At 53.1% G+C, this 23,329-nt stretch carries 23 protein-coding genes; 7 read left to right on the forward strand and 16 right to left on the reverse strand.

Going from position 1 to position 23,329, the window contains the following annotated elements; translation table 11 throughout:
* Positions 1 to 3 precede the first annotated feature (3 nt).
* The 8 genes from rseP to rpsB all read right to left on the reverse strand — a co-directional run bounded on the left by rseP (position 4) and on the right by rpsB (position 7,613).
* Positions 4 to 1,371: an RIP metalloprotease RseP gene (gene rseP, locus F822_RS04915; RefSeq protein WP_025040319.1), complete on the reverse strand. Its 1,368-nt coding sequence runs from the start codon at positions 1,369 to 1,371 to the stop codon at positions 4 to 6.
* 146 nt (positions 1,372 to 1,517) lie between these two features.
* A complete protein-coding gene (ispC, locus tag F822_RS04920) occupies positions 1,518 to 2,705 on the reverse strand; it encodes a 1-deoxy-D-xylulose-5-phosphate reductoisomerase (RefSeq protein WP_025040320.1) in 1,188 nt (395 codons plus the stop codon).
* Positions 2,702 to 3,523 (reverse strand): phosphatidate cytidylyltransferase, encoded by an 822-nt coding sequence (locus tag F822_RS04925; protein WP_025040321.1) that lies wholly within the window; start codon positions 3,521 to 3,523, stop codon positions 2,702 to 2,704. The genes ispC and F822_RS04925 overlap by 4 nt, the downstream gene beginning before the upstream one ends.
* A gap of 48 nt (positions 3,524 to 3,571) precedes the next feature.
* The gene (gene uppS / locus F822_RS04930) at positions 3,572 to 4,369 is read right to left on the reverse strand and encodes a polyprenyl diphosphate synthase (RefSeq protein WP_025040322.1); all 798 of its coding nucleotides are present in this window, start codon (positions 4,367 to 4,369) and stop codon (positions 3,572 to 3,574) included.
* 106 nt (positions 4,370 to 4,475) lie between these two features.
* Positions 4,476 to 5,033 carry a ribosome recycling factor gene (frr, locus tag F822_RS04935; RefSeq protein WP_025040323.1) on the reverse strand — a complete coding sequence of 186 codons (558 nt, stop codon included), beginning with the start codon at positions 5,031 to 5,033 and terminating at the stop codon, positions 4,476 to 4,478.
* Positions 5,034 to 5,131: 98 nt separating this feature from the next.
* A complete protein-coding gene (gene pyrH / locus F822_RS04940; protein ID WP_025040324.1) occupies positions 5,132 to 5,848 on the reverse strand; it encodes a UMP kinase in 717 nt (238 codons plus the stop codon).
* Between the two features lie 13 nt (positions 5,849 to 5,861).
* Positions 5,862 to 6,770: a translation elongation factor Ts gene (gene tsf / locus F822_RS04945; protein ID WP_025040325.1), complete on the reverse strand. Its 909-nt coding sequence runs from the start codon at positions 6,768 to 6,770 to the stop codon at positions 5,862 to 5,864.
* A 102-nt stretch (positions 6,771 to 6,872) separates the two neighbouring features.
* Positions 6,873 to 7,613, reverse strand: coding sequence for a 30S ribosomal protein S2 (rpsB, locus tag F822_RS04950; RefSeq protein WP_025040326.1), 741 nt, complete (start codon positions 7,611 to 7,613; stop codon positions 6,873 to 6,875).
* A 479-nt stretch (positions 7,614 to 8,092) separates the two neighbouring features.
* Between rpsB and F822_RS04955 the strand changes: the two genes are divergently transcribed.
* The 5 genes from F822_RS04955 (at position 8,093) to F822_RS04975 (ending at position 10,816) form a co-directional block, all read left to right on the forward strand.
* Entirely contained in the window at positions 8,093 to 8,503 is a 411-nt protein-coding gene (locus tag F822_RS04955) for an ElaB/YgaM/YqjD family protein (RefSeq protein ID WP_025040327.1), read from the forward strand.
* A gap of 40 nt (positions 8,504 to 8,543) precedes the next feature.
* The gene (locus F822_RS04960; RefSeq protein WP_025040328.1) at positions 8,544 to 8,912 is read left to right on the forward strand and encodes a phage holin family protein; all 369 of its coding nucleotides are present in this window, start codon (positions 8,544 to 8,546) and stop codon (positions 8,910 to 8,912) included.
* The gene (locus F822_RS04965) at positions 8,909 to 9,256 is read left to right on the forward strand and encodes a hypothetical protein (protein ID WP_025040329.1); all 348 of its coding nucleotides are present in this window, start codon (positions 8,909 to 8,911) and stop codon (positions 9,254 to 9,256) included. Before F822_RS04960 ends, F822_RS04965 begins: the two co-directional genes overlap by 4 nt.
* A 411-nt stretch (positions 9,257 to 9,667) precedes the next feature.
* Complete coding sequence (locus tag F822_RS04970) at positions 9,668 to 9,964, forward strand: EF-hand domain-containing protein (RefSeq protein WP_025040330.1); 297 nt, start codon at positions 9,668 to 9,670, stop codon at positions 9,962 to 9,964.
* Between the two features lie 291 nt (positions 9,965 to 10,255).
* Entirely contained in the window at positions 10,256 to 10,816 is a 561-nt protein-coding gene (locus F822_RS04975) for a shikimate kinase (RefSeq protein WP_036575258.1), read from the forward strand.
* A gap of 106 nt (positions 10,817 to 10,922) precedes the next feature.
* On the opposite strand, the gene def is transcribed toward F822_RS04975, so the two are convergent.
* The 7 genes from def to smc all read right to left on the reverse strand — a co-directional run bounded on the left by def (position 10,923) and on the right by smc (position 20,760).
* Positions 10,923 to 11,456 (reverse strand): peptide deformylase, encoded by a 534-nt coding sequence (gene def, locus F822_RS04980; protein ID WP_025040332.1) that lies wholly within the window; start codon positions 11,454 to 11,456, stop codon positions 10,923 to 10,925.
* The gene (locus F822_RS04985; RefSeq protein ID WP_025040333.1) at positions 11,446 to 12,192 is read right to left on the reverse strand and encodes an S-methyl-5'-thioinosine phosphorylase; all 747 of its coding nucleotides are present in this window, start codon (positions 12,190 to 12,192) and stop codon (positions 11,446 to 11,448) included. The genes def and F822_RS04985 overlap by 11 nt, the downstream gene beginning before the upstream one ends.
* Before the next feature lie 155 nt (positions 12,193 to 12,347).
* On the reverse strand, positions 12,348 to 12,893 hold the full coding sequence (locus F822_RS04990; protein ID WP_025040334.1) for a hypoxanthine-guanine phosphoribosyltransferase: 546 nt from the start codon (positions 12,891 to 12,893) through the stop codon (positions 12,348 to 12,350).
* Between the two features lie 46 nt (positions 12,894 to 12,939).
* A complete protein-coding gene (gene galU / locus F822_RS04995) occupies positions 12,940 to 13,824 on the reverse strand; it encodes a UTP--glucose-1-phosphate uridylyltransferase GalU (protein WP_025040335.1) in 885 nt (294 codons plus the stop codon).
* 45 nt (positions 13,825 to 13,869) lie between these two features.
* A complete protein-coding gene (ligA, locus tag F822_RS05000) occupies positions 13,870 to 15,945 on the reverse strand; it encodes an NAD-dependent DNA ligase LigA (RefSeq protein ID WP_025040336.1) in 2,076 nt (691 codons plus the stop codon).
* A complete protein-coding gene (locus tag F822_RS05005; RefSeq protein ID WP_025040337.1) occupies positions 15,942 to 17,198 on the reverse strand; it encodes a cell division protein ZipA in 1,257 nt (418 codons plus the stop codon). The genes ligA and F822_RS05005 overlap by 4 nt, the downstream gene beginning before the upstream one ends.
* Positions 17,199 to 17,202: 4 nt before the next feature.
* Positions 17,203 to 20,760, reverse strand: coding sequence for a chromosome segregation protein SMC (gene smc, locus F822_RS05010; RefSeq protein WP_025040338.1), 3,558 nt, complete (start codon positions 20,758 to 20,760; stop codon positions 17,203 to 17,205).
* Positions 20,761 to 20,897: 137 nt separating this feature from the next.
* Here smc and queF point away from each other — a divergent pair, with 137 nt between their 5' ends.
* Entirely contained in the window at positions 20,898 to 21,317 is a 420-nt protein-coding gene (queF, locus tag F822_RS05015) for a preQ(1) synthase (RefSeq protein WP_025040339.1), read from the forward strand.
* Between the two features lie 160 nt (positions 21,318 to 21,477).
* Here queF and F822_RS05020 read toward each other — a convergent pair whose 3' ends face one another.
* The gene (locus F822_RS05020; RefSeq protein WP_156304343.1) at positions 21,478 to 21,786 is read right to left on the reverse strand and encodes a hypothetical protein; all 309 of its coding nucleotides are present in this window, start codon (positions 21,784 to 21,786) and stop codon (positions 21,478 to 21,480) included.
* 130 nt (positions 21,787 to 21,916) lie between these two features.
* Between F822_RS05020 and F822_RS05025 the strand changes: the two genes are divergently transcribed.
* The gene (locus F822_RS05025) at positions 21,917 to 23,326 is read left to right on the forward strand and encodes a transglycosylase SLT domain-containing protein (protein WP_231623572.1); all 1,410 of its coding nucleotides are present in this window, start codon (positions 21,917 to 21,919) and stop codon (positions 23,324 to 23,326) included.
* Positions 23,327 to 23,329: the final 3 nt, after the last annotated feature.

A 23,329-nucleotide genomic window follows, 5' to 3' on the forward strand; every position in this document is an offset into this window, starting at 1 on the left:
ACTTTAACTGGGGATAAGCCGACTGATATCGTTGTATATGGCAAAAGCCATCAGGGCAAATAACAGTATCATCCCGACCTGCTGACCCATTTCGATGGTTTTCGCAGAAACAGGACTGCCTTTGACGATTTCGATCACATAATACATTAAATGCCCCCCGTCCAGTACGGGAATAGGTAACAGGTTCAGCACACCCAGACTGATGCTGATGAGGGCGACAAAACCCAGATAGGATGACAGGCCCATCTGCGCCGACTTGCCTGCGTAGTCGGCGATCGTGATGGGGCCACTCACATTCTTCCAGGATACTTCACCCGCGACCATTTTCCACAGCATATGCAAAGTAAATATCGACGTTTCCCAGGTCTTGCTCATGGCCTTGACCATGGCTGTGCCCGCCGGATAACTGACTTCTATAAGCAGCTTTTTCAGTTCGTCATGGTCGATCCGGGGTCCGATACCTATTTTGCCGATTTTCTCTCCGCTGTCGGTAGTCGCATCGGGAATGACTTCCATACTCAGCGTCGTGTCATTACGGTGAATATCCAGCATTAGTGGAATTCCCGGACTGGCCCGTATCTTTTGCACCAGATCTTCCCAAAGCGTAATCCGCTTACCGTCTATTGCCAGAATCTCATCGCCCGCCTGCAAGCCGGCGCGACTACCTGCGCTATCCGGCGTCACCTGCGAAATGATGGGTTTCACCGCGGGCTGATAGCTGCTCAAGCCGACTTTCTTCAGAAAATCACCGTCCAGATCGTCGGCATGAATGCCACTGAAGTCTATTTGCCGCGAGACAAGTTGTCCGTGTGTATCAAGTATCTCCACGGTCACGGCGGGTGACCTTTCCACTGCACTCGACAGCAATAGCCAGCGAGCATCCTGCCAGGTAGCGACGGGTTCAGCTTCGATTTTCATGATAGTGTCACCCTTCTCGAAACCTGCAACCGCTGCTGGCGTTGCCGGCACCACGGGCCCCAGGACGGGTTTCATAGCGCTGACGCCGAGCACGAACAGAAGCCAGTAAAGCACGATGGCCAGAAGAAAGTTGGCGATAGGCCCTGCCGCCACAACCGCTAGCCGCTGTGCCACGGGCTTGCGGTTGAAGGTTCGCGTCAGTTCCTCGGGTGGAACGGCGCCTTCGCTTTCATCGAGCATCTTCACGTAACCGCCGAGAGGAAAGGCAGCTATTACCCACTCGGTCTGGTCTTTTCCCCAGCGCTTCCGTAATAAAGGCTGACCAAAGCCGATCGAAAAACGTAGCACCTTTATTCCACACCAGCGCGCCACCAGAAAATGGCCAAATTCATGAAATACGATCAGCAGCCCCAAGGCGACAACGAAAGCAACGATGGTAAAAATGAATGTCATGCGGCATGCCGGCGACTAACGCGGCCCAAGGGAGCTTCAAATATCCGGAAGAAACGGCTTGCTGTCTTCCGCAAGGCAGGATGGCAGCGTGATCGGTGAGAAATGATCAGATTGGCGTCAGGCACAACGGGGGAAACGCCGATACTTTATGCCAGGCACGTCAGCCACTCATGTGCGGCTTCACGCGCTATGCTATCCGCATCCAGTACATCGTCAAGGGTGGCGATATCCTGGCGACCGATAGTCTGCATGACGTCTTCAATCATGGCCGGGATCGCGGTAAAAGGCATTTTACATGCCAGAAAAGACTCTACCGCTACTTCGTTCGCTGCGTTGAGTATCGCTGGTGCGCTGCCTCCGGTTGCCAGCGCCTGGTATGCCAGCCTCAAACAGGGAAAGCGTCTGAAATCCGGCGCTTCGAAATCCAGCCGGCCGACTTTGAACATATCCAGGGGTGCCACACCCGTTTCAATCCTGTCCGGAAAACCCAGGGCATGTGCAATCGGCGTACGCATATCCGGATTACCAAGCTGTGCCAATACCGAACCATCCACATATTCGACCATGGAATGGATGATGCTTTGCGGATGAATCACTACCTGGATCTGGTCCGGCGGGGCTTCAAACAGCCAATGCGCCTCAATGACTTCCAGCCCCTTGTTCATCATGGTAGCGGAGTCGACTGAAATCTTCCGCCCCATTACCCAGTTGGGATGAGCGCATGCCTGCCCCGGCGTTACCTGCTCCAGCGAGCTCAGCGGAGACTGCCGAAACGGACCGCCGGATGCGGTCAGTAAAATGCGGCGTACGCCGATTGCGCCTAAATCACCATTGAAATGCTGCGGTAGCGATTGGAAAATCGCATTATGTTCGCTGTCAATCGGCAGTAGGGTGGCGTTATTCTCTTTGACCACATCCATAAAAATCCGCCCCGCCATGACCATGGTTTCCTTGTTGGCGAGCAGTACCTGCTTGCCCGCACGGGCGGCGGCAAACGTGGGACGTATGCCCGCCGCACCAACGATCGCAGCCATCACGGTATCGACTTCTGCTAGCGACGCCACTTTTTCCAGAGACTCGACACCGCAGAGCACCTCGGTAGCAAGCCCTGCCGCATGCGCTTCTGCCCGCAGCCATTCAGCGCTCGCCTCCTCCAGCAGCACTGCATAACGCGGCTGAAAGCGAAGGCATTGCTCGAGCATTTTTTTGGCGCTCTTATTGGCAGCAAGGGCAACGATACGAAATCGGTCAGGATGGCGTGAAACCACGTCAAGGGTACTTACGCCGATGCTGCCGGTAGAACCAAGAATAGTGAGGTGACGAACTGCTTTCATAATTCGGACTGTAACAATAGAAGTGACAAAACGGCTAGGGGCAGGGTTGAAGTCAGCGCATCAATACGGTCAAGTATACCACCGTGGCCCGGCAAAATATTCCCGCTATCCTTGAGTCCGGCATGACGTTTCATCAAAGACTCAAACAAATCTCCGATGATCCCCATTGCGGCAAGTAAAAGTAACAGTGGTATCAGTAGCCTGGCTGGAACTTCGTTTCCCCCGGCGTAACTCCATATCAGCGCATAAATAAACACCGCGGCCAGCGCTCCCGCCACGCCTTCCCAGGTCTTTCCCGGACTGATGGTGGGTGCAAGCTTATGCTTTCCCCAGGCACGACCGGAAAAATACGCTGCCGTATCGGATATCCAGACGGTGGACATGAACCCCAGCAGGAGAAACGGACTGATAGCCCGCAACTGGTACAGGGCAAAACATGTCGGCAATAACAGCAACCAACCCGCCAAGGCCAGCAAGGTCGTATTTCCGATCGGACGTCTTGATTTCAACAGAAACGGAACACCCAGCGTCCAGAACACCAGTGATGCGACGTAAATCCAGAGAAATGACGTGGTGTATGGATCAGCCAAAACGGCGCCGCTTAACAGGAACAGCAGTTCACCCGTCAGCAACACGGTAAATAAAAGATAAATGATGGAATGCTTGAGGGAAAACTGTGCGAGCCGGGTCCATTCCAGTGAGCCTGCCGCAGTCAGGAGAAGCAGCAATGCCATCCAGAAAATAGGCGACAGGTAAAATAATGCCGCCAGGAAAAGGCATAATATAACGACGGCGGTTAAAATCCGAGCCCTAAGCATGACTGGGAAGGTAAAGAAGAAACGGCACGGATTGGAAAGGCGTAGAAGTTATGCCGTTTTTTTGACGACAGCTTCTCTTCCTCCATGAACGGATGGCGTCGTTTGAAGTTGCTCGCTGGTGCGCCCAAACCGGCGTTCACGCTGTTGATAAGACTGAATCGCGAGGTCCAGCGCACGCGCATCAAAATCCGGCCAAAGCGTATCGGTGAAATAAAGCTCGGTATAAGCCAGTTGCCATAACAGAAAATTGCTGATGCGTTTTTCGCCGCCGGTGCGGATAAATAGATCCGGTTCGGGAGCATAGTTCAAAGAAAAATGCCTCATCAAATCATTTTCATCAAAACAATCAATTAATTGCGGGCTTTGCTCCAGCATTTTCCGAACAGCCTGCATCATATCCCAGCGCCCCCCGTAATTGGCCGCGATGGTAAGTGTAAATCGACTGTTCCCGGCTGTAAGCGCCTCGCCATTACGCACAAATTCGACTATTTTTGGATCAAATTTAGACAAATCGCCGATCACTTTGAAGCAAATGCCGTTCTCGTGCAGTTTTGTAACCTCCTGCTCGAGCACGCTGATGAAAAGTTGCATCAGGAATGCGACCTCGTCCGTTGGCCTGCGCCAATTTTCGCTGCTGAACGCGAACAGGGTGAGATATTCCACACCACGCTCCATACAAGCTTTGATCGCCGTGCGTACTGTTTCCACTCCACGTTTATGCCCAGCCATTCGCGGCATGAAGCGATTTTTCGCCCAGCGGCCATTGCCGTCCATGATGATGGCGATATGCCGCGGAATCAGGTCGGTTTCAGGTATTTCCCGGGTTGAACTGGTGGTAACGGGCATGGGGATACGGTTGAGTCAAGGACATTTAAAATCCAGTGATTCGCAGCACCGGTTCGCGAAAGCGGATGCTAACCTCCACAATATCTTTGTGCTACGTTGCTTAACCTCAGATCGCCATCAGTTCGGCTTCCTTGATCTGTAGAAGTTTGTCTATTTCCGCGATATGGCGGTCGGTGATTTTCTGAATCTCATCCTGTCCGCGGCGTTCGTCGTCCTCGGCTATTTCTTTTTCCTTCAGCAGATCCTTCAGATGCGTATTTGCGTCACGGCGGATATTTCGCACCGCCACCCGCGCAGTTTCACCCTCATGCTTTACCACTTTGGTGAGATCGCGACGACGCTCTTCGGTGAGTGCCGGCATGGGCACGCGGATCAACTCGCCGACGGTGACAGGATTTAGCCCCAGATCGGAATTCCGAATCGCTTTTTCAATCGCACCCAGCATTTTCTTTTCCCATGGCGCGACGGTAATAGTGCGGGCGTCCGCCAGGTTGACGTTCGCGACCTGGTTGATGAGCGTGGGTGCGCCATAATAGTCGACCGTAACGTGATCCAGCAGACCCGTGTGAGCCCGGCCGGTCCGTATCTTGCCCAGATCCAGTTTCAGCGCGTCCAGGCTCTTCTGCATTTTTTGTTCAGCGGATTTTTTTATCTCGGCGATCATGATTGTCGTTTACAGAATAACGGGATTTTGCGCTGTTCGTTGACAGCCCCTATTTTACGGTGATTCCAATGGGAATTGAGTAGTAAAAATTGGCCATTTCAAGCCTGCACGAGCGTTCCCTCATCTTCCCCCATCACCACCCGTTTCAGCGCACCGGCCTTGAAGATGCTGAATACATTGAGCGGCAACTTCTGATCGCGGCACAGGGTCAATGCCGTCGCATCCATCACCTTGAGATTCTGAGCAATGGCCACATCAAATGATAGCTTTTGATAGCGGATGGCGTCGGCATTCGTCTTGGGATCAGTGGTATAAACGCCATCCACCTTGGTGCCCTTGAGCACGATATCGACGTTCATTTCCATCCCGCGCAGCGCGGCAGCCGTATCGGTCGTGAAAAAAGGATTACCTGTACCGGCGGCAAAAATCACCACCTTCCCGGTCTCCAGATAACGTATGGCCTTTCCACGGATATAAGGCTCCACGACTTGATCAATACGCAATGCCGATTGTACCCGACTTACCAAACCGCCGCGGCGCATGGCATCCTGCAGGGCCAGGGCATTCATAACCGTAGCCAGCATCCCCATGTAATCCGCGGTGGCGCGATCCATCCCATCTTCAGCGGACGTTATTCCGCGAAAAATATTGCCGCCACCAATTACCACGGCCACCTGAACGCCCAACTGAATTACATCGGCGATCTCGGCTACGATTCGTTCAATTATCGCCCGATTGATACCATAGCTATCATCGCCCATAAGGGCTTCGCCGGAGAGCTTAAGCAGAATACGCTTGTAAGAGGCGATCGTCATGAATAGTGAATAATCAATTTGGCTGCGATGTGTTGTCTTCTTTGGCCTGGTTTACCTGCGCCATCACTTCGGCGGCAAAATCACCAGTTTTCTTTTCGATGCCCTCACCCACGATAAACAAGGTAAAGCCATTAACCTTCGCAGACTTTGCGGTAAGCAGTTTCTCCACGGTCTGATCCGGATTCTTGACGAATGGTTGGCCGAGAAGAGTCACTTCAGCAAGATATTTAACAACACGCCCATCAACCATCTTTGTGACGATATCAGCAGGCTTACCGCTTTCCGCCGCCTGTGCCGTATAGATCTGCCTTTCACGCGCCAGCAACTCGGGCGATACCTGCTCGGTTGACACACATATCGGCTTGCTGGCCGCGATGTGCATCGCCAGATCCTTGCCCAGCGTCTGGTCACCCCCCGTGTAATCGACCATTACGCCAATTTTTGCGCCATGCAGGTAGGACGCAAGATGCCCCTGCGTTACGTGGCGCGCGAAACGGCGCAGGCTGATATTTTCGCCTAATCTCATTACCAGCGCTTCCCGGAACGCATCCACGTTTTCCCCGCTCGGTAGCGCAGCGCTCGCCAATGCTTCGGTATCGGCTAAATTTTTCGTCGCTGCCAGTTGCGCAAGATCGCGGACAAAACCGATAAAGTCTTCGTTTCGGGCGACAAAATCGGTTTCGCAGTTGACTTCCACCAGGGCGCCGCTCTTGCCATCCGGCGTAATATACGCCGCCACCATTCCTTCCGCCGCAACACGCCCGGCGGCCTTGCTCGCCTTGGCGCCACTCTTGATGCGCAGCAGATCCTCCGCCGCTTTAATGTCCCCGCCGGTTTCGGTCAACGCTTTCTTGCATTCCATCATGCCTAGACCGGTCATGTCGCGCAATTCCTTCACCCTTTTTGCGGTGATGTCCGCCATATTCACTCCAGATATAATTTGTTAAAGTAGCCGGGCGTGGATCATATCGCCAGCGTCGCTTCGCAGAGGAAAGTCCATCTGACCAGCTAACGGCAGCCCTTGTTATTCCGCGACTATTGCCTCATCCGACTCTGCCAGCTCATTTTTAACGATCTCCTGCAAAGCCTGGTTACGCCCTTCCAGAATCGCATCGGCGACACCACGTGCGTAAAGGCGTATCGCCTGGCTCGAATCGTCATTGCCGGGGATAATGTAGTTCAATCCCTCTGGGCTGTGGTTGGTGTCCACCACGCCGACTATCGGTATGCCGAGCTTCTTGGCCTCGGTAATCGCTCCTTTCTGGTAGCCGACATCGATCACAAACATGGCATCGGGCAAACCTTTCATGTTCTTGATGCCGCCGAGGCTGCGATCGAGCTTTTCCAGATCGCGTTGAATATCCAGCGCTTCTTTCTTGGAAAGCTTGTCGAGAGTGCCATCCTCCGCCATCGCCTCCATATCATGCAGACGCTTGACCGACAGCTTTATCGTCTTGAAGTTGGTGAGCATCCCGCCGAGCCAGCGCTGATCGACATAGGGCGCACCACAGCGAAGGGCTTCCTCACGGACGATATCGCGCGCCTGGCGTTTGGTGCCGACAAACAGGATATTGCCCTTGTTGGCCGATAACTGGCGCACATAGCTCATCGCGTCCTGGTACATCGTCAGGGTTTTTTCGAGATTGATGATGTGTATCTTGTTGCGATGGCCGAAAATGTACTGTGCCATCTTGGGATTCCAGAAACGGGTCTGATGCCCGAAATGGACGCCTGCCTCCAGCATTTGCCGCATGGTTACTGACATGAATTTCTCCTTTGGGGTTGAGCCTCTATCCGCCATAGTCGCTCTTCTCAAGAGCACCCTATTTGAAACAGACGGATATGCGAATTTAAGCTGACTTACGAAAAACGCCTCCCGAAACTCGGGAACGAACTTGGCGCAAAGCCAGATTAGCGCGAAATTATATCATTTTTGCCGGGATTCACTCAATTTGAACCTGCGAAATACAATATATACCTCTGGCGTGTGTTACGTTTCCGGCGCAGAAGGGCCTGTATATTGAGATCACAGAAGAGAAATAGTAGGATCGCGTTGATAGCGATTCAATTATCCTGAATTCGGCAACTGGACGGGGTGGAGTGAGCGGTCAACCGCCGGACTCGGGATTATGTGTGTCAACGTACATAGCCATGTCAACAATTGTGAGAAACTGATCATTGATGACAAGGCGCTCGCAACCGGGTACTGCGTATATCTTCTGACTAACAATTGAAGGAGCCATTATGGAACAGAATACTTCGGATAAGATTGATGACGCAAAAGCCGCAGCGGAAAACATGGCGGATCGGGCCGGCACCGCAGCTCAGCGGGTCGGAAATGCGGCCAAATCCGCTGGTAAGCAGGTGGGTGACGTCGCGAGTGAAGAACTTGCCAATCTCAGAGCCGATCTTGACGACCTGATTTCACGAATACCCAGCTTATCGGATGTTGACCTCGAGGAAGCCAAGGAAACACTGATGGCAAAGGTTGCCTCCACCCGTGAAGCGGCTGCGGACCTGGCCCATGATGCGCGCGAACAGTTCGACTACGGTGTTGAATGTTCCAGGGAGTGTATCAAGGAGCATCCCCTGCAATCGGTAGGTTACGCCGCCGGTATCGGCTTGCTGATCGGCTTGCTGATGACGCGCCGTTAACCGTCCTTCCAGCCCCAGCACATCAGTCGAGATAATCGCCATGTTTGAGTCCATCAAAAAAGCCAAACAACTCGGAGCACTTGCCCTGGAGCGCGTCGACGACTATCTCGAGTTGGTGAAGTTATCAGCGGAGATTCAGGTTCAGAATTGGAAGAAGCAAGCGATCAGTTATCTGATGGTAGCGCTTTTTTCTGCCTTGAGCCTGATCTTCCTGGGGTTGGCCGTCATCATCACCTGTTGGGACACCCCTTATCGCATACTCTCCGCATGGGGTGTTGCCGGCATTTACGCTTTGATAGCTTTTCTGGTCTACGCCGCAGCGCCAAAACAGACAGCTTCTGTTCCAGCTTTCGATGTCGTGCGTGACGAATTGCAGCAGGATATAAAGCTGATGAAGGATGTGGTATGAGCAGCGCTCTCGAAAATGAACAAAAAGCGCTACTGGAGCGGATGGATGCCAGTCGCAAAAATTATCGAGCCATGTTTGTCAATGAGGATGAACACGAGCAGGTCCATGATACGCATGCGTTCCCACGCAGCCATACATTCAAATTCATAACGCGACATCCGTATTACGTCTCCAGCGCGCTTGTTGCGCTGTCGCTGGTTTCACGCGGACGGCTGAACAAAGCGGTAAAAGGCAGCATAGCGCTCACGGCAGGAATACTGGGCAGCAGCGCAAGAACATTGGTGATGCGTCAGGTCCTGCCCTCGGTGATAAGCTCGCTGCGATCGCGTAACCGCCGCCCGTGATTCAGCAACGAAAAAACGCGAATGTGAATATGGTGTGACCGAAACAAGCCGCTTCTGCTTTTTTTGAGGAGAGTTGTCATGGGTAAATATGTTCTTGCCTGGATTCTGGGCGTACCCGCGTTTGTCTTAACCCAGATAATTCATTAGGCGGCTCTGCGAGCCTACGCGAGTGCTGGCGGTCAGTTTGCGGCCATTTTCGCCGCTTGCTCGGCGTCCATAGACCAGGCTATGGACTTCTCCCAACCGGCAAAACTGGCCGCAACCTGCCTCGCCATCATCTCGCGTCCTAATGGATTATCTGGGTTCAATAATAATTTACTTCTTGATGAATTGAGCGATGTTGATCTGCATTGCTGCTCTAGCTAGGTATTTCTTCCGGCTGGGGCGCGAGCCATATCATAAGGCGGTCCCATGAGATATTTTTCAACATGCCATATCTTCAAACTGCAGTGGTTGGCAATGCTGATTGCCGGCGCCACAGGGCCGGCTGTTGCAGAGGTACCTCCTCCAGAGGCAAACCAAAATACACCGGAGGCAGTAGCGCCCCCATGGGAGTTATACGACACCAATGAGGATGGCTATATCAGCACTGACGAAACAGCGGCCCAGGGAATGTCCGCTCGGACTTTTGAAGATCTGGACATTGACCGGGATGGACGGCTGAATCGGGATGAGTTCGCTAAGGCGCCTCGCATCAGGTTGAAGTGATATCCCCCACCTGAACTTACCCGAACGCCGCTTGGGCTGTGGGTCATCGGTTGTAGCTTTTGTTCTCCTCGTTCTCCTCGTTTCCCTCGTTCTGCTGGAAGTCATCCCTTGACTTGCGGACGATCGGTAGTCGGGCACTGTCATCAAAATACATTCATACTCGGTCTGACCAAGCGGGTATCGTTTTAGCCTGGCAGCCAAAACCTGAACATCTTGTATTTAACGTGGATCGGGCATTTCGGCTACAATTCGCGAATGTATGCAATTAAAGCAATAGTGACGCTGGATAACATGGTAAGCGAACCCGTCCTGGGCGAGACAAGCGGAAATATTTTTCTGATCGGAATGATGGGTGCGGGAAAAACAACGGTTGGCAGGCTTCTGGCAAATTTTCTGGAAAAAAAGTTTTATGACTCGGACCGGGAAATCCAGAAACGAACCGGCGTCAGCATACCCCTTATTTTTGAAATTGAGGGCGAGGCTGGTTTCCGCAAGCGGGAGACAGAAATGCTCTCCGAACTGATGAAAACCGGAAATATTGTGCTTGCCACAGGAGGTGGAGCAGTGCTGAGCGCAGAAAACCGTGAAATGCTGAAGCGTAGCGGCACCGTGATCTACTTGAGAGCCACAATCGATGATTTATGGCGTCGAACGCGACATGACAAGAATCGTCCATTGCTCCAGACTCAGGATCCTCGCACGAAACTGACTGAACTTTATACGCAACGGGATCCGCTTTACCGGGAGACAGCGCATATCATTGTTGAAAGCGGGAAACGAAGTGCACGCCACCTGGCGCAATTGCTGGCACAGCAACTGGCCTGCTCCGGTTTGGGAATGGATGAAATTTGAAAAGAAAGGTTGCCACAGCAGCAATGTACATTGATGTACATTGCTTAGGCCCGGCGTCCTATAAATTGACAGGCTGATAAGTAGGGATGGGGACGGATAGCTCGGCTTACTCGTCCATTGGCGCCTCATCGGGAAACAGAACGTCGGTAAAACCGAATGTACGAAAATCAGTAATACGCATGGGGTAGAGAATGCCATTCAAATGGTCGCACTCGTGTTGTACGACACGGGCATGGAACCCGTCGACACTGCGATCTATGGATTCACCATACTGATCCGAACCCTGATAGCGCACGTTGGTAAAGCGTGGAACCATGCCGCGCATGCCTGGAACACTCAGGCAACCCTCCCAACCCTGTTCCAGGGTCGTTGCGAGCGGCGTTAACACCGGATTCACCAGCACGGTATAAGGCACCTCCTCCGCATCAGGATAGCGTGGATTGCGCTTCACCCCGAAGATCACGACTTGCAGGTCGACCCCAATCTGAGGTGCAGCCAGTCCTGCGCCGTTGAGGGCTTCCATGGTGTCATGCATATCACGAATCAGGGCCTCGAGCTCGGAGGTGCCGAACGCCTCCACCTTGCGGGCCACTTCGAGCAATCCGGGATCGCCCATTCTCAAGACCGGCTTAATCGACATCGAGCTCCACCGCATGCTCGAGAATATTCCGGACACCCACCATCGCTTTCTCCAGAACAGCATGAGCATCTTCCAGACGAATCGAATGTGCGCTCGTTTTACGTCCTGCGGCATAATTGGCCACTACCGTGATAGACGCATAGCAGAGGCCTAATTCCTTGGCGAGTGCCGCTTCGGGCATACCGGTCATACCTACCATATCCACCCCGTCCCGTTCCATGCGATTGATTTCGGCTGCGGTTTCCAGCCGTGGCCCTTGAGTTGCGCCATAGACACCACCATCAATCACATTTTCATTGGCGCGTCCTGCCGCCTCGAGCAAACGTCCACGAGTCAACTGGCAATAGGGTTCCGTGAAATCGACATGAGTAACCGACTTGGCTGTGTTGTCGTGATAAGTATACTTGCGACCGTGGGTATAATCGATAATCTGGTCGGGAATGGCAACCACGCCGGGTGTTAAATCCGAGCGGATGCCGCCTACCGAAGCGACAGCTATCACCCGGGTCAGTTCCAATGAGTGTAACGCCCAGAGGTTGGCACGGTAATTTACCTCATGGGGTGGAATGGTGTGCCCATAGCCGTGGCGTGCCAGGAATACAACCTCATGATCATTGATTTTGCCGAAAGTCAGCGGGCTCGACGGTTCGCCATAGGGTGTCGTCATAATGCGCCGATGCGATATCTCAAGACAGGCAAGCTGGGCCATACCTGTGCCACCGATGATTGCAAGCATGTCTTTCAGAAATCCAGAGATATTGAAAAGTGCCTTTGACCACTTTTAAAAAGCCATGGTTCGCGAGCATTCACTCCGCAGTTTTCGTTCTTGTCGCGTGTTAGCGAATTAGCGACGTTAGCGATTTTGCAGCTGCATATTTTTTCAGGTTTCCCCTACGCCTTCAAGGCGTAAATCGCGGGGAGATTCCGCCATGCGCCATAGATATCCATTCCGAAGCCAAACACAAAGCGATCCGGCAGCATGACACCCACGAAATCCGCGCTGATGGGCTTGGGTTTACCTATGACCTTCTCAGCAAAAACAGCACTGTAGAAGGCCGTTGCGCCTTGGCTCATAACCCGTTCACGGATTGCCGCAAGCGTGATCCCTTCATCAAGGATGTCATCCAGCACTAGCACCACCCTGTTTCGCACGTTCTCGGGCGGTGATACCTTCCAATTGATTTTACCACCCCGAGTAGCATTATCGTAGCGGCTGACGTGGAGATAGTCGAAATTGAGCGGAAATTCCAACAGCGGCAGCAATTGACCGGTAAACACCACAGCGCCGCCCATTATGCTCAATACCAATGGATACCGATGCGATAGTGCCGCAGTAATCTCAACCGCCATGTGTTTGACCGTCTGGGATACCACGTCAGCAGAAAATATCTGCTCCGCCGCACCGAGGATCTTCTTTGCTTCTTCGCAAGAAAGCATCAGGTCAATATGGATATCAGCTGAAACCGTGAAAAGAAAAAAATCATCACACAGAAGGAATGTCGCGGCATCTGGCATCCAGATAGTCGGAAAATTCCTGGCGCACTTCCGGATGCTCTAGCGCCAGCGCGATAGTGGCCTTGAGGTAACCTATCTTGCTTCCACAATCGTAACGGGTACCCGAGAATTCATACGCCAACGCGCGCTCTTCCAATAATAGCGAGGCGATGCCGTCCGTCAGTTGGATTTCCCCACCCGCACCGGGATCGATTTTTTCCAGATGCTCAAAAATCTTGGGAGTCAAAATATAACGGCCCACAACACCTAGTGTTGAAGGTGCATTCTCTGGCTCGGGTTTTTCGACAATACCGGTAATAGGGTGCAGGCGGTTCATCCCCGGCCCGCATTTCACAATACCGTAATTCACCGTATCTTCCAACTCGACGTCCTGTACGGCCAGTATCGAACAACCGTTCTGTTCATACACTCGGCACAACTGTTGCATGATCGGTTCGTCATCCACAAGCAAGTCGTCCGCAAGCAGTACTGCGAATGGTTCATTACCCACTGCGGGACGAGCACATAATATTGCATGGCCTAACCCGAGCGCTTCCGATTGACGGATATAGATGCAGGAAACATTTTTCGGCAGAATATTTCGCAGTACTTCCAGCGTTTCCGTTTTACCACGCGCTTCCAGCTCTGCTTCCATCTCGTAAGCTTTATCGAAATGATCCTCGATAGCACGCTTATGACGGCCGGTTATAAAAATCATCTCTGTTATGCCCGCCGCCACAGCCTCTTCAACCGCATACTGGATCAACGGCTTATCCACCACGGGCATCATTTCCTTGGGGCTCGCCTTGGTGGCAGGGAGGAAACGGGTGCCCATCCCTGCCACGGGGAAAACCGCTTTAGTTATTCTGGCCATGAACGCACTCACTTAGTGTTGGAATTTCAGGAAAATGAACTTGAATCAACCCTGTGAATCTCGCAATAATTGTAGCAATCCTGCCTCGTCAAGGGCCGTTATTCCCAATTCAATAGCCTTGTCATACTTGCTGCCCGGGTCCGCACCAGCCACAACATAATCGGTTTTCGCCGAAACGCTGCCTGTTACTCTTCCCCCAGCGGCTTCTATTCTTTCCCTGGCATCCTCCCGTGTCAGATTCGGCAGACTCCCCGTCAACACGAAAATCTTGCCGCCGGCTTTGCCCATATCCGAGGTACTGTCGGAACTCGCCTTCGCCTGGATGCCCTCATCCTCTTTCCACTGTACTCCGCTGGCGCGCAATTGCTCGATCACTTCGAGATTGTGTCTTTCGCCGAAAAAATCGGCAATGCTCTCAGCGACTACGGGACCAATGTTCGGCACCAGGCGCAAACTTTCCGCATCCGCTGCGATCAACCGGTCCAGACTGCCGAAGTACCGGGCCAGATCCTTGGCAGTGGTCTCGCCCACATTACGAATACCCAACGAATAAATAAATCGGGCCAGCGTGGTATTTTTACTTTTTTCGATGGCGCTTATGGTATTGCCTGCGGATTTATCGGCCATTCTCTCCAGGGCGGCAAGTCCGCTTATACCCAGTTTATAAAGATCCGCCGGCGTTCTGATAATGGCGTTGTCTACCAGTTGCTCCACGAGCTTATCGCCCAAACCGTTGATATCCATGGCGCGGCGTGAGGCAAAATGCAAAATTGACTGTTTTCGCTGCGCCGGACAGAACAGTCCACCCGTACAACGTGTTAACGCCTCACCAGGCAGGCGCACCGCTTTCGAGCCACATACCGGGCAGTGATCAGGCATGACGAATGGCCTTGCATGCGGCGGCCGGCTCTCCTTCTGTACTGACACCACTTCGGGAATCACATCGCCCGCCCGCCGCACTGTTACCGTGTCCCCGATCATGACATCTTTACGCCTGATTTCATCCTCGTTGTGCAGCGTTGCATTGGTAACGGTGGCGCCCCCCACAAACACCGGTTTCAATCGCGCAACTGGCGTCATGGCGCCGGTTCTACCGACTTGTACGTCGATTCCCAGCAATTCCGTTATCGCTTCCTGCGCCGGAAATTTATGAGCAAGGGCAAACCGGGGGGCACGTGACACAAACCCGAGCTTCTCCTGCTGCGCGAGATCGTTGACCTTATATACGGTGCCATCGATATCGTACGGCAGGCGTTCGCGCTTCATCCGTATTTCCTGGTGATATTCCAGCAATGCCGCCACACCGGTGACGGTACTGCGTTCTTGCGCAACCGGAAAACGCAGCGACGCAAGGTAGTCCGTTATATGATGATGTTTATCACGAGGCACGCTTTCGCCTTCAAAAGCGCCGATGCCATATGCGAAGAACTTCAGTCCACGGTTTGCCGTAATGGCGGGATCGAGCTGGCGTAGAGCACCTGCTGCGGCATTGCGGGGATTGATGAACTCCTTTTCATTTTTTGTGCGCTGTTGCCGATTAAGTTTCTCGAAATCAGCCTTCAACATCAGTACCTCGCCACGCACTTCGAGAAAGGAAGGGGTGTCACCGATACCAGCGCCGGTTTTAAGCGCCAAAGGAATAGATTGGACTGTGCGTAAATTCAGGGTGACATCTTCGCCAACGTAGCCATCGCCCCGGGTGGCGCCCGTCCTGAACATACCGTTTTCATAACACAGGCTTACCGCCAGACCGTCGAATTTGGGCTCCACCGCATACTCCACGCAGCTCACCCCCAAGGTCTGGCGCACGCGCCGATCAAACGCCTCCACTTCCGCCGGTCCAAATGCATTGCCGAGGGACAGCATCGGGATGCGATGGACAATCTGGGGAAACTCAGTGAGCGCGGCAGCGCCTATGCGCTGGGTAGGGGAATCAGGCGTAATGAGCTGTGGATAGCGCTGTTCGAGTTCCTGCAATTCCCGGAACAGTTTGTCGTACTCCGCGTCCGGAATAGTCGGGGTATTCTGTGCGTAGTAGCTGTAATTATGCAGTTCGATATTGCCGCGCAGTTCCTGTATGCGGCGCGCTACTTGAGAGACTTCATCCGGATGCCCACTCACGCAAACAGCCTCAGTGCAGTTTCGCCACCGGCAGGAATATTGCGCGACAGCATGGTGGACTGTATTGCAACTAATTGCTGCTTGATTTTGCGGATACCGCTGTCGCTCAGGGGTATGCGATTATCATCCACCATGACCCCTCCGAGATTGTCCGTGAAAACACCGGCGAGATGCATCATTTGCCCAAAAACGGCTTCGCCGTTTGCTACGCCCGGTACGTCAAGAAGAAATGTAATACCACGCGTCGTGAGCGTGCGGACGCTGCCGGGGAGAAAAGGGGAAGGCTCATAGTTGCCCAGGGAAAATAAAACCACATTATTTTCGTCACGGTAATGAAACAGACCTTCGGTTCCCAGTTTGAAACCTGATGTTTCTGCCAAGACGCGAATTTTGGCGCCGGTAAACACGCTGTTATCCTTGCTGATAATGTTGATGCCTACCATGACATCCACCTGCGTGCAGAATTCGTCAAGCAATATTGCTCGCGCATACGCCTTATGTATATTAGGGCAATTTACCGCCGCCGCCACATGGGTGGCGAAATTTTCCGCCATGTCGCGAAATTCGGACAGACTGACTTCGCTTACCGGACCGGCTCGATCGGCGAGCTGCAGGCAACCGCGCAGATGGGTATAGCCCCCCTTACCGTTGGCCTCTGTTGTGATTTCTTCCCAAAATGCTTCCGTGCTTCTCTGCCCCAGCCATCGCACGGGCTTGCTGAAATCGAATTTCCGCTGTAACACCTCTGCCAGGCTCGAATTCATGATCGGTTTTTCGCTATGGATTTCAATCACATAATCCACACTATCCGGGGAGTTATCCTCCTCAAGCGGCGCGGGCTCCTGCTCAACCGCCGTTATGGCCCTGACCGGGCCTATGGCCGGTTCCGGCCTGGGTCGGGCAGTTTCCGCAGCCTCCGCCGGTTCTTCGCATGATTCTTCGATTGATTCTTCTACTGCTGGTTCTTCGTTTGGCCCTTCGTTAGTTTCTTCGATCGGTTTTTCGGTTGATTCCCCCCGGGGCTCCATCCGGGGTTCTTGCAAGAACGCCTTATCGAGCTGCGGTTCAATCCTTTCATTTTGTTCGCCGGATAGGGTTTCTCTCAGCAATACGTCCTCATGTTTTGGCCCGAACGCTTCTTCCGCGCCCTGCCGATAGCGGCGTTGCTGCATCCAGTTAAAAAGGACAACACCCATAACCACGATGATTCCAATGGCTATCAAGCTGATTTGCAATTCGCTCATGTTCATCATATGTTCAAGTCGCCATGGAAGCGCTACTCAGTCTGACAGCCTCTTCGATTTCTACCGCAACCACCCGTGAAACGCCTTTTTCCTGCATGGTGACGCCAATTAATTGCTGAGCGATGCCCATCGTGATCTTATTATGACTGATAAATATGAACTGGGTCCGAAGCGACATCTTCCGCACCAGATTGCAGAACCGCTCGGTGTTGCTATCATCCAGAGGGGCATCCACTTCATCCAACAGGCAAAACGGCGCGGGATTGAGCTGAAACAGCGAGAACACAAACGCCAGCGCAGTGAGCGCTTTTTCACCGCCGGACAGAAGGTTGATAGAACTGTTCTTCTTACCCGGCGGTTGGGCGAAAATTTGTATGCCTGCATCGAGAATTTCCTCACCTCTCAATATCAGCTTCGCCTGCCCGCCACCGAACATGGTGGGGAACATGTCTTCCAGATGGCCGTTGACCTTTTCGACCGTCTCCAGCAGTCGTTCGCGGGTTTCACGATCTATTTGCCGGATGGCATTTTTAAGCGTCTCCGATGCCTCCTCCAGATCCTGTGATTGTGAATCCAGATAGGTTTTGCGCGTCTGGCAAGATTCCAGCTCATCGAGCGCACCCGGATTGACTGCCCCCAAGGCAGCGATTTCTCCATTCATCCGGTTTATCTCGGCCTGCAAAGCGAAAGGCCGTGTTTTCCCAAGAGAGTGGATCAGTTCCTGCTCCGAGGCACCTGATTCCTTTAATTGCCCGCCAAACTGATCCTCGGCAATTCGCGCCTCTTGTTCCTTGAGGCGCACCTGGTTGATGCCTTCCCGCAGCGGGTGCAATTTTTGCTCGGAAGTCATGCGTTCCTGCTCTATTTCCCGCAGTTCGCTGGCCGCATCTTCAAGGGCATTGCGCGCAACCGCCAATCTCTCTTCACGCTGTTCACGCAACGCCAGTCGTTCCTGAAGCAGGCTGCTCAGTTGCGTTTCATCAAAATCACTCTGCGCGGCTTGCAATTTTTCCAGATGAGCTTCAAGCTCAACGGCATTTTCACCAATATACCGAATGGAATTTTCCGCTTCGGCAATTTTATTCAAGCAGGTTTTTTCGTGAAATGCCCCCTCCTGCATTTCCTTCTCGGCAATCCGTACGCGCTGGCGCTGTGCATCCAAAAACTGTTCCGCTGCTTCCCGCGCTTGTTTTTCCTTTTGTATCTGCTGTTGCAGCGCTTCGGCCTGAACCCGATACCGCATCAATTTTTCTTCAGCCTCCTGCTTCCGGAAGGACTCTGCCGTTGCCTGCTGCCCGATTTCAGCCAGTTCGCTGTCAATCTGCTTATGCCGCTGACTAGTACGGTCAGCGAGTTGAGTGAGCTTCAACGCCTGCATTTGTACGTTGTGATGCAGTTGCTGGAGATCCCCGATATCATCACGCAGACAAGATACAGACGATTCGAGTGCATGGCAGGCTTCCTCCGCCATATCCAGCTCGGCTTTCTCATCCGCGAGGCTTACTCTCAGCGCATCCACTTCGACTTTGATCTGGGCTATCTCGCGTTGCCGGGCCAATACGCCATGTAACTGCGAATCGGGAGCATAATAGGTAAGACTGTGGCATGTAATGATATGGCCCTCGCGAGTGACCAGCAATTCGCGCGAAGATAAACTTGTTCGTTGCGAAAGACCAGTCCGCACATCCTCGGCCACGAATATTCCACCCAGCCATTCGTCCAAAACAGGTTTTGTTTCTGCATGATCGCAAGCCAGATACGATTGCAGCGGTATCCAACTCTCCCTTCCTCTTGCGTCTTGCTGTTGTTCGCCCGATATTCCCTGTAACCCTTGGGTCGCTGGCCTGGCTAACTCGAACAGCGCCCATTTCCCCGGAGGAGGATCGTCCGCCCACTCACGCGCCATCTCCAATTGGCCGAGCCGCACACTGTTCAGGCGCTCGCGCAGCACCGCTTCAAGCGCATCTTCCCACCCTTTCTCAATCTGGATGTGTTGCCACAAACGCGGCAGTGTATCGAGCTGATGCCGGGCGATCCATGCGCTCAGTCCCTCGCTGCCTTCGAGACGGCTCTGCAAGCGCTCCAAGGCACCAAGCCGCGCTTCAGTCCGTACAATCTGTTGCTCCAGCATTTGCACTTTACGCGAAAACTCGCGTTTCACTTCCTCGGCATTCAGCAGCAGGCTTTCAGTTTGCGAGAGCGTTTCCTGTTTGTTTTTGAGATCAGCCGCGCTGGCCTCCGCTTGCCGGGTTAAACCGGATAGTGTTTCGATTTCCGGTTGGGGCGAGGAATTTCGCTCAGCCGTTAGCCGTACTCGTCGCAACTCAAGCTGCTGGAAGTTTTTTGCCGCGTGGGCCCGATTACTTTCTTCCAGTTGACCAGCCTGCTCAACCACCAACACCTCACGCTGCGTTTCGGTAAATTTCTCCTGGCATAAGCGAAAAGCGGAGTCCGCCACCGGCAATTTTTCGTTCTCTGCCACAGCTTTTTGTTTGCCGGCTTCACGGGCCAGGCGCGCCCGTTCAAATTCCCCACGCCAGCGGCTCAAACTTTCAGCCGCATCTTCCACTTGTTTTTTGTGGTTCTCAAGCTGACTCTTCACTGCCTCGATTTGTTGCGCCATGCGATGATGGTTTTCACGCACGTGTCGGATTTGCTGTTCGGTATGCGCTACTTCCGCATTGGCTGTATAAAGCTCGCCCTGATACTCATGCAGGAGGTCGCCCATGGCATAATGATGAGCGCGCTTCTCTTCCAGGCGTTTTTCTGCATCGCGCAGGCGCGCGCTTTCCATTTCCAGCGAGGTCTGCAGCGATCGGAGCTCTTTTTCCGCAAGGGTACGTTGCGCGGCGGCTTCCTGTTTGCGGGCGTACCATAAAAGGTTTTGTGCTTTATGCAATTGATCTTTCACGTCATTGAAGCGTCGGGCCACCTCGGCCTGTCGTTCCAGGCGTATTAACTGCTTTTCCAGTTCCTGGCAAATATCGCTTATCCGCAGAAGATTGTCGCGTGTATCGGCCAGGCGCGATTCAGTTTCACGGCGGCGCTCGCGATATCTGGAAATGCCCGCTGCCTCCTCCAGAAGTACGCGCAACTCCTCCGGCCTTGCTTCGATAATGCGAGAAATCATTCCCTGCTCGATAATGGCGTAGCCGCGCCCGCCCACTCCAGTGCCAAGAAAGATATCCGCGACGTCCCGCCGGCGGACATGGATATTATTGATGTGATAGGTTGATTCACCATCGCGACGCAATATCCGCTTGATGGAAATCTCCGCATAACTCGACCACTGCCCGGCTGCCCTGCCAAGATTGTTGTCGAACATCAGCTCTACGCTGGCTCTTCCCACCGGTTTGCGATTCGCGGAACCGTTAAAAATCACATCCTGCATGGATTCGCCGCGCAACGCAGACGCGCGCGATTCGCCCAAGACCCAGCGCACGGCGTCGATCACATTGGATTTTCCGCAGCCATTGGGGCCCACAACCCCGACCAGATCCCCTGGAAGGGGAATCTCGGTAGGGTCGACAAAGGATTTGAACCCGGCTAGTTTGATGCGGGAGAGACGCAACTTGTCGTTCGCAACCAGTTATAATTGAGCAGATCGAAAAGATAGCCTTGAAAAAAGCCCTGAAGTTATTCTGGGCTATTGAGCAACGACCACACCCCAGGGTAGACAATTCTAACCGATTTGAAAGAGATAAGAGAATGCCCAGCAACCCCACGACCGACTTGGAAGTTTTTCCGAACCCCGCACCGGCGCGGGATTATCATATTCATATGGAAATTCCGGAGTTTACCTGCCTTTGTCCAAAAACCGGACAACCGGATTTTGCCACCCTGATTCTGGATTACATTCCAAACGTAAACTGCGTCGAGCTTAAAAGCCTCAAGCTCTACATCTGGTCTTATCGGAATGAAAAAGCGTTTCACGAGGCGGTAACCAACCGTATTGCCGATGACCTCGTTGCCGTCCTGGAGCCAAGGTATCTACGTCTCACTGCCAAATTTTACGTGCGCGGCGGTATTTTTACCAATGTCATCGCAGAACATCGGAAACCAGGGTGGCAACCACTGCCGGCGGTAGAACTGGCGGCATTCGGGACTCAACCTGCAACACGAGGATAAATTTCTTGTCTGGCCCGTAGCAGCCATGCACGGGGCAGGTCCCGCCGTTATAGCTCACCTATTGCTTTTTGATGGGATTGATATCCGTTTAGCGATTGCTGCCACGGGATAATGCCTTGTGCAGCTCGATTAAACCTAAATCCGGTAGTTGACCGCTCATTTAATAGATCAGTGTCATGATTAATAACAATATTTCATATGAATTGCACAGTTTTTGCGGCACAGGGCCGCGTTGCAACTCCTTGGAATGGAACGGCGCCCCGAAGCGTCGCCCGAGGGGCCCCGCGCAGCGGGGATCGGGGGCAGCGCAGGGGATGCCGCGATCGCGTTCCACACGCAAGCGGGCGCCCGCATCCCGCTTCGGGGGCGCACCTTCCTGCGGAAGGCACTGCTCCGCCCTGCGCGAGCGCATTCCGCGTCGTTGTGCCTTGCCCTGCACCCCAAAAACAGTACACTTCTCCCCGTCCAACTACCGGATTTAGGTTCAATTTTAGAATGAGGCCCTACCCCAGCGAATTTTCTCCAAATAAAACCTCGGCAAAAGGTCAATAATAACCATGGAAGTGCAACGGCTCACTTTAGTTTTGATTACCAGTCTCATGCTGACAGCCGCGAGTCTCGCAGCAAACGCAGAAGAACATGCTGGTCAGTCGATTGCGGAGCTTGCGCACGACAAATCGAACACGCTTCCCATCGCAGAAAGCGATCCAGTCATTCCCATCATCGAAGCGAGTCCGCCCGCGCGCAAGATAGCGCCTCCTCTCCCCGTTGATTTATGGCAACGCATTCGTAATGGCTTTGCCATGGCTAAACTGGATGGTGAAAAGGTGCGCAGCAACGAAGATTTTTATGTTGATCGTCCTGAATATATAAAGCGCATCGTCGAGCGCGGTAAACGCTACCTCTTCCATATCGTTGAAGAGGTGGAGCGCCGCGGCATGCCTGCCGAGATCGCCCTGCTGCCTATCATCGAAAGTGCGTTCAATCCAAAGGCCTATTCCAATCGAAGTGCCGCCGGCATCTGGCAGTTCATCCCATCCACGGGGAAGAATTATGGCTTGAAACAGAATTGGTGGTATGACGAACGTCGGGACATAGTCACCGCCACCGGCGCCGCACTTGATTATCTGCAAAACCTCCATCGCATCTTCGGCGACTGGGAACTGGTACTGGCTTCATATAATTGGGGTGAAGGTGCGGTGGGACGTTCGCTCATGAAGAACCGCAGCAGCGGCCTTCCGGAGGATTTTCATAATATCGCGCTGCCGCCTGAAACCCGAAACTATGTTCCCAGACTGATCGCAATCAGAAATATTATCTTGAACCCGGCCGCCTTCGGGATTGAGCTTGAATCCATTCCCAACGAGCCTTATTTCGGCCAAGTCGAAGCGACCCGTCATATCGATGTAAAGGTGGCGGCGAAGCTTGCTGAAATTTCCGTGGATGAGTTTAAAGCGCTTAATCCAGGCCATAATCGGCCGGTCATTAATATCGACGGACCGCGTACGCTGCTGCTTCCAGCGGAAAAAGTGGATGTCTTTGTGGAAAATCTGAAAATTCATGACAGACCCTTGGTATCGTGGCAAGCCTACGAGGCAAAAAAAGACGAGACGATAGAAAAAATCTCGGCTCGGCATGGGATCAGCGTCGGGCGACTGAAGGAAATCAACGATATTGATACGAGCGGCGCGATAACGGCAGGACAGATTTTGCTCGTTCCCCGTAATGGGAGCGCCGAAGGTATGGATATTTCGGTTATGAGCGACAAACCCGCCACGCCGAAAATGCTCGAACACAATTTCGTCTACGCTGTCAGAAAAGGCGATTCGCTTTTGGGCATTGCCAAACGCCATGACGTCACGGTAGAGCAAATAAGGTCATGGAACGGGGGTACGGGCCGTCTGCTGCAAATCGGCCAGAAGCTCACGCTCAAGCACAAATTCGTGGATAAGACAGTGCTGCCCGCTGCCAAGGCGAAACTTGCCTTGCCAGAAAAAAAACGCATGTAAGTG

Origin of the sequence: Nitrosospira briensis C-128, from assembly GCF_000619905.2 — a bacterium.
GTDB lineage: Bacteria > Pseudomonadota > Gammaproteobacteria > Burkholderiales > Nitrosomonadaceae > Nitrosospira > Nitrosospira briensis.

Excerpts from the sequence above, each read along its gene's own strand:
- F822_RS05005 (WP_025040337.1), bottom strand. The coding sequence starts at position 17,198 with ATGATGAACATGAGCGAATTGCAAATCAGCTTGATAGCCATTGGAATC.
- rpsB (WP_025040326.1), bottom strand. The coding sequence starts at position 7,613 with ATGTCAGTAACCATGCGGCAAATGCTGGAGGCAGGCGTCCATTTCGGG.
- F822_RS04960 (WP_025040328.1), top strand. The coding sequence starts at position 8,544 with ATGTTTGAGTCCATCAAAAAAGCCAAACAACTCGGAGCACTTGCCCTG.
- F822_RS04970 (WP_025040330.1), top strand. The coding sequence starts at position 9,668 with ATGAGATATTTTTCAACATGCCATATCTTCAAACTGCAGTGGTTGGCA.
- queF (WP_025040339.1), top strand. The coding sequence starts at position 20,898 with ATGCCCAGCAACCCCACGACCGACTTGGAAGTTTTTCCGAACCCCGCA.
- F822_RS05025 (WP_231623572.1), top strand. The coding sequence starts at position 21,917 with ATGCTGACAGCCGCGAGTCTCGCAGCAAACGCAGAAGAACATGCTGGT.
- galU (WP_025040335.1), bottom strand. The coding sequence starts at position 13,824 with ATGGCCAGAATAACTAAAGCGGTTTTCCCCGTGGCAGGGATGGGCACC.
- F822_RS04925 (WP_025040321.1), bottom strand. The coding sequence starts at position 3,523 with ATGCTTAGGGCTCGGATTTTAACCGCCGTCGTTATATTATGCCTTTTC.
- F822_RS04985 (WP_025040333.1), bottom strand. The coding sequence starts at position 12,192 with ATGCTTGCAATCATCGGTGGCACAGGTATGGCCCAGCTTGCCTGTCTT.
- rseP (WP_025040319.1), bottom strand. The coding sequence starts at position 1,371 with ATGACATTCATTTTTACCATCGTTGCTTTCGTTGTCGCCTTGGGGCTG.
- pyrH (WP_025040324.1), bottom strand. The coding sequence starts at position 5,848 with ATGACGATCGCCTCTTACAAGCGTATTCTGCTTAAGCTCTCCGGCGAA.
- def (WP_025040332.1), bottom strand. The coding sequence starts at position 11,456 with ATGTCGATTAAGCCGGTCTTGAGAATGGGCGATCCCGGATTGCTCGAA.
- uppS (WP_025040322.1), bottom strand. The coding sequence starts at position 4,369 with ATGCCCGTTACCACCAGTTCAACCCGGGAAATACCTGAAACCGACCTG.
- F822_RS04990 (WP_025040334.1), bottom strand. The coding sequence starts at position 12,893 with ATGCTTTCTTGCGAAGAAGCAAAGAAGATCCTCGGTGCGGCGGAGCAG.
- F822_RS04955 (WP_025040327.1), top strand. The coding sequence starts at position 8,093 with ATGGAACAGAATACTTCGGATAAGATTGATGACGCAAAAGCCGCAGCG.
- frr (WP_025040323.1), bottom strand. The coding sequence starts at position 5,033 with ATGATCGCCGAGATAAAAAAATCCGCTGAACAAAAAATGCAGAAGAGC.
- F822_RS04975 (WP_036575258.1), top strand. The coding sequence starts at position 10,256 with ATGGTAAGCGAACCCGTCCTGGGCGAGACAAGCGGAAATATTTTTCTG.
- tsf (WP_025040325.1), bottom strand. The coding sequence starts at position 6,770 with ATGGCGGACATCACCGCAAAAAGGGTGAAGGAATTGCGCGACATGACC.
- F822_RS04965 (WP_025040329.1), top strand. The coding sequence starts at position 8,909 with ATGAGCAGCGCTCTCGAAAATGAACAAAAAGCGCTACTGGAGCGGATG.
- ispC (WP_025040320.1), bottom strand. The coding sequence starts at position 2,705 with ATGAAAGCAGTTCGTCACCTCACTATTCTTGGTTCTACCGGCAGCATC.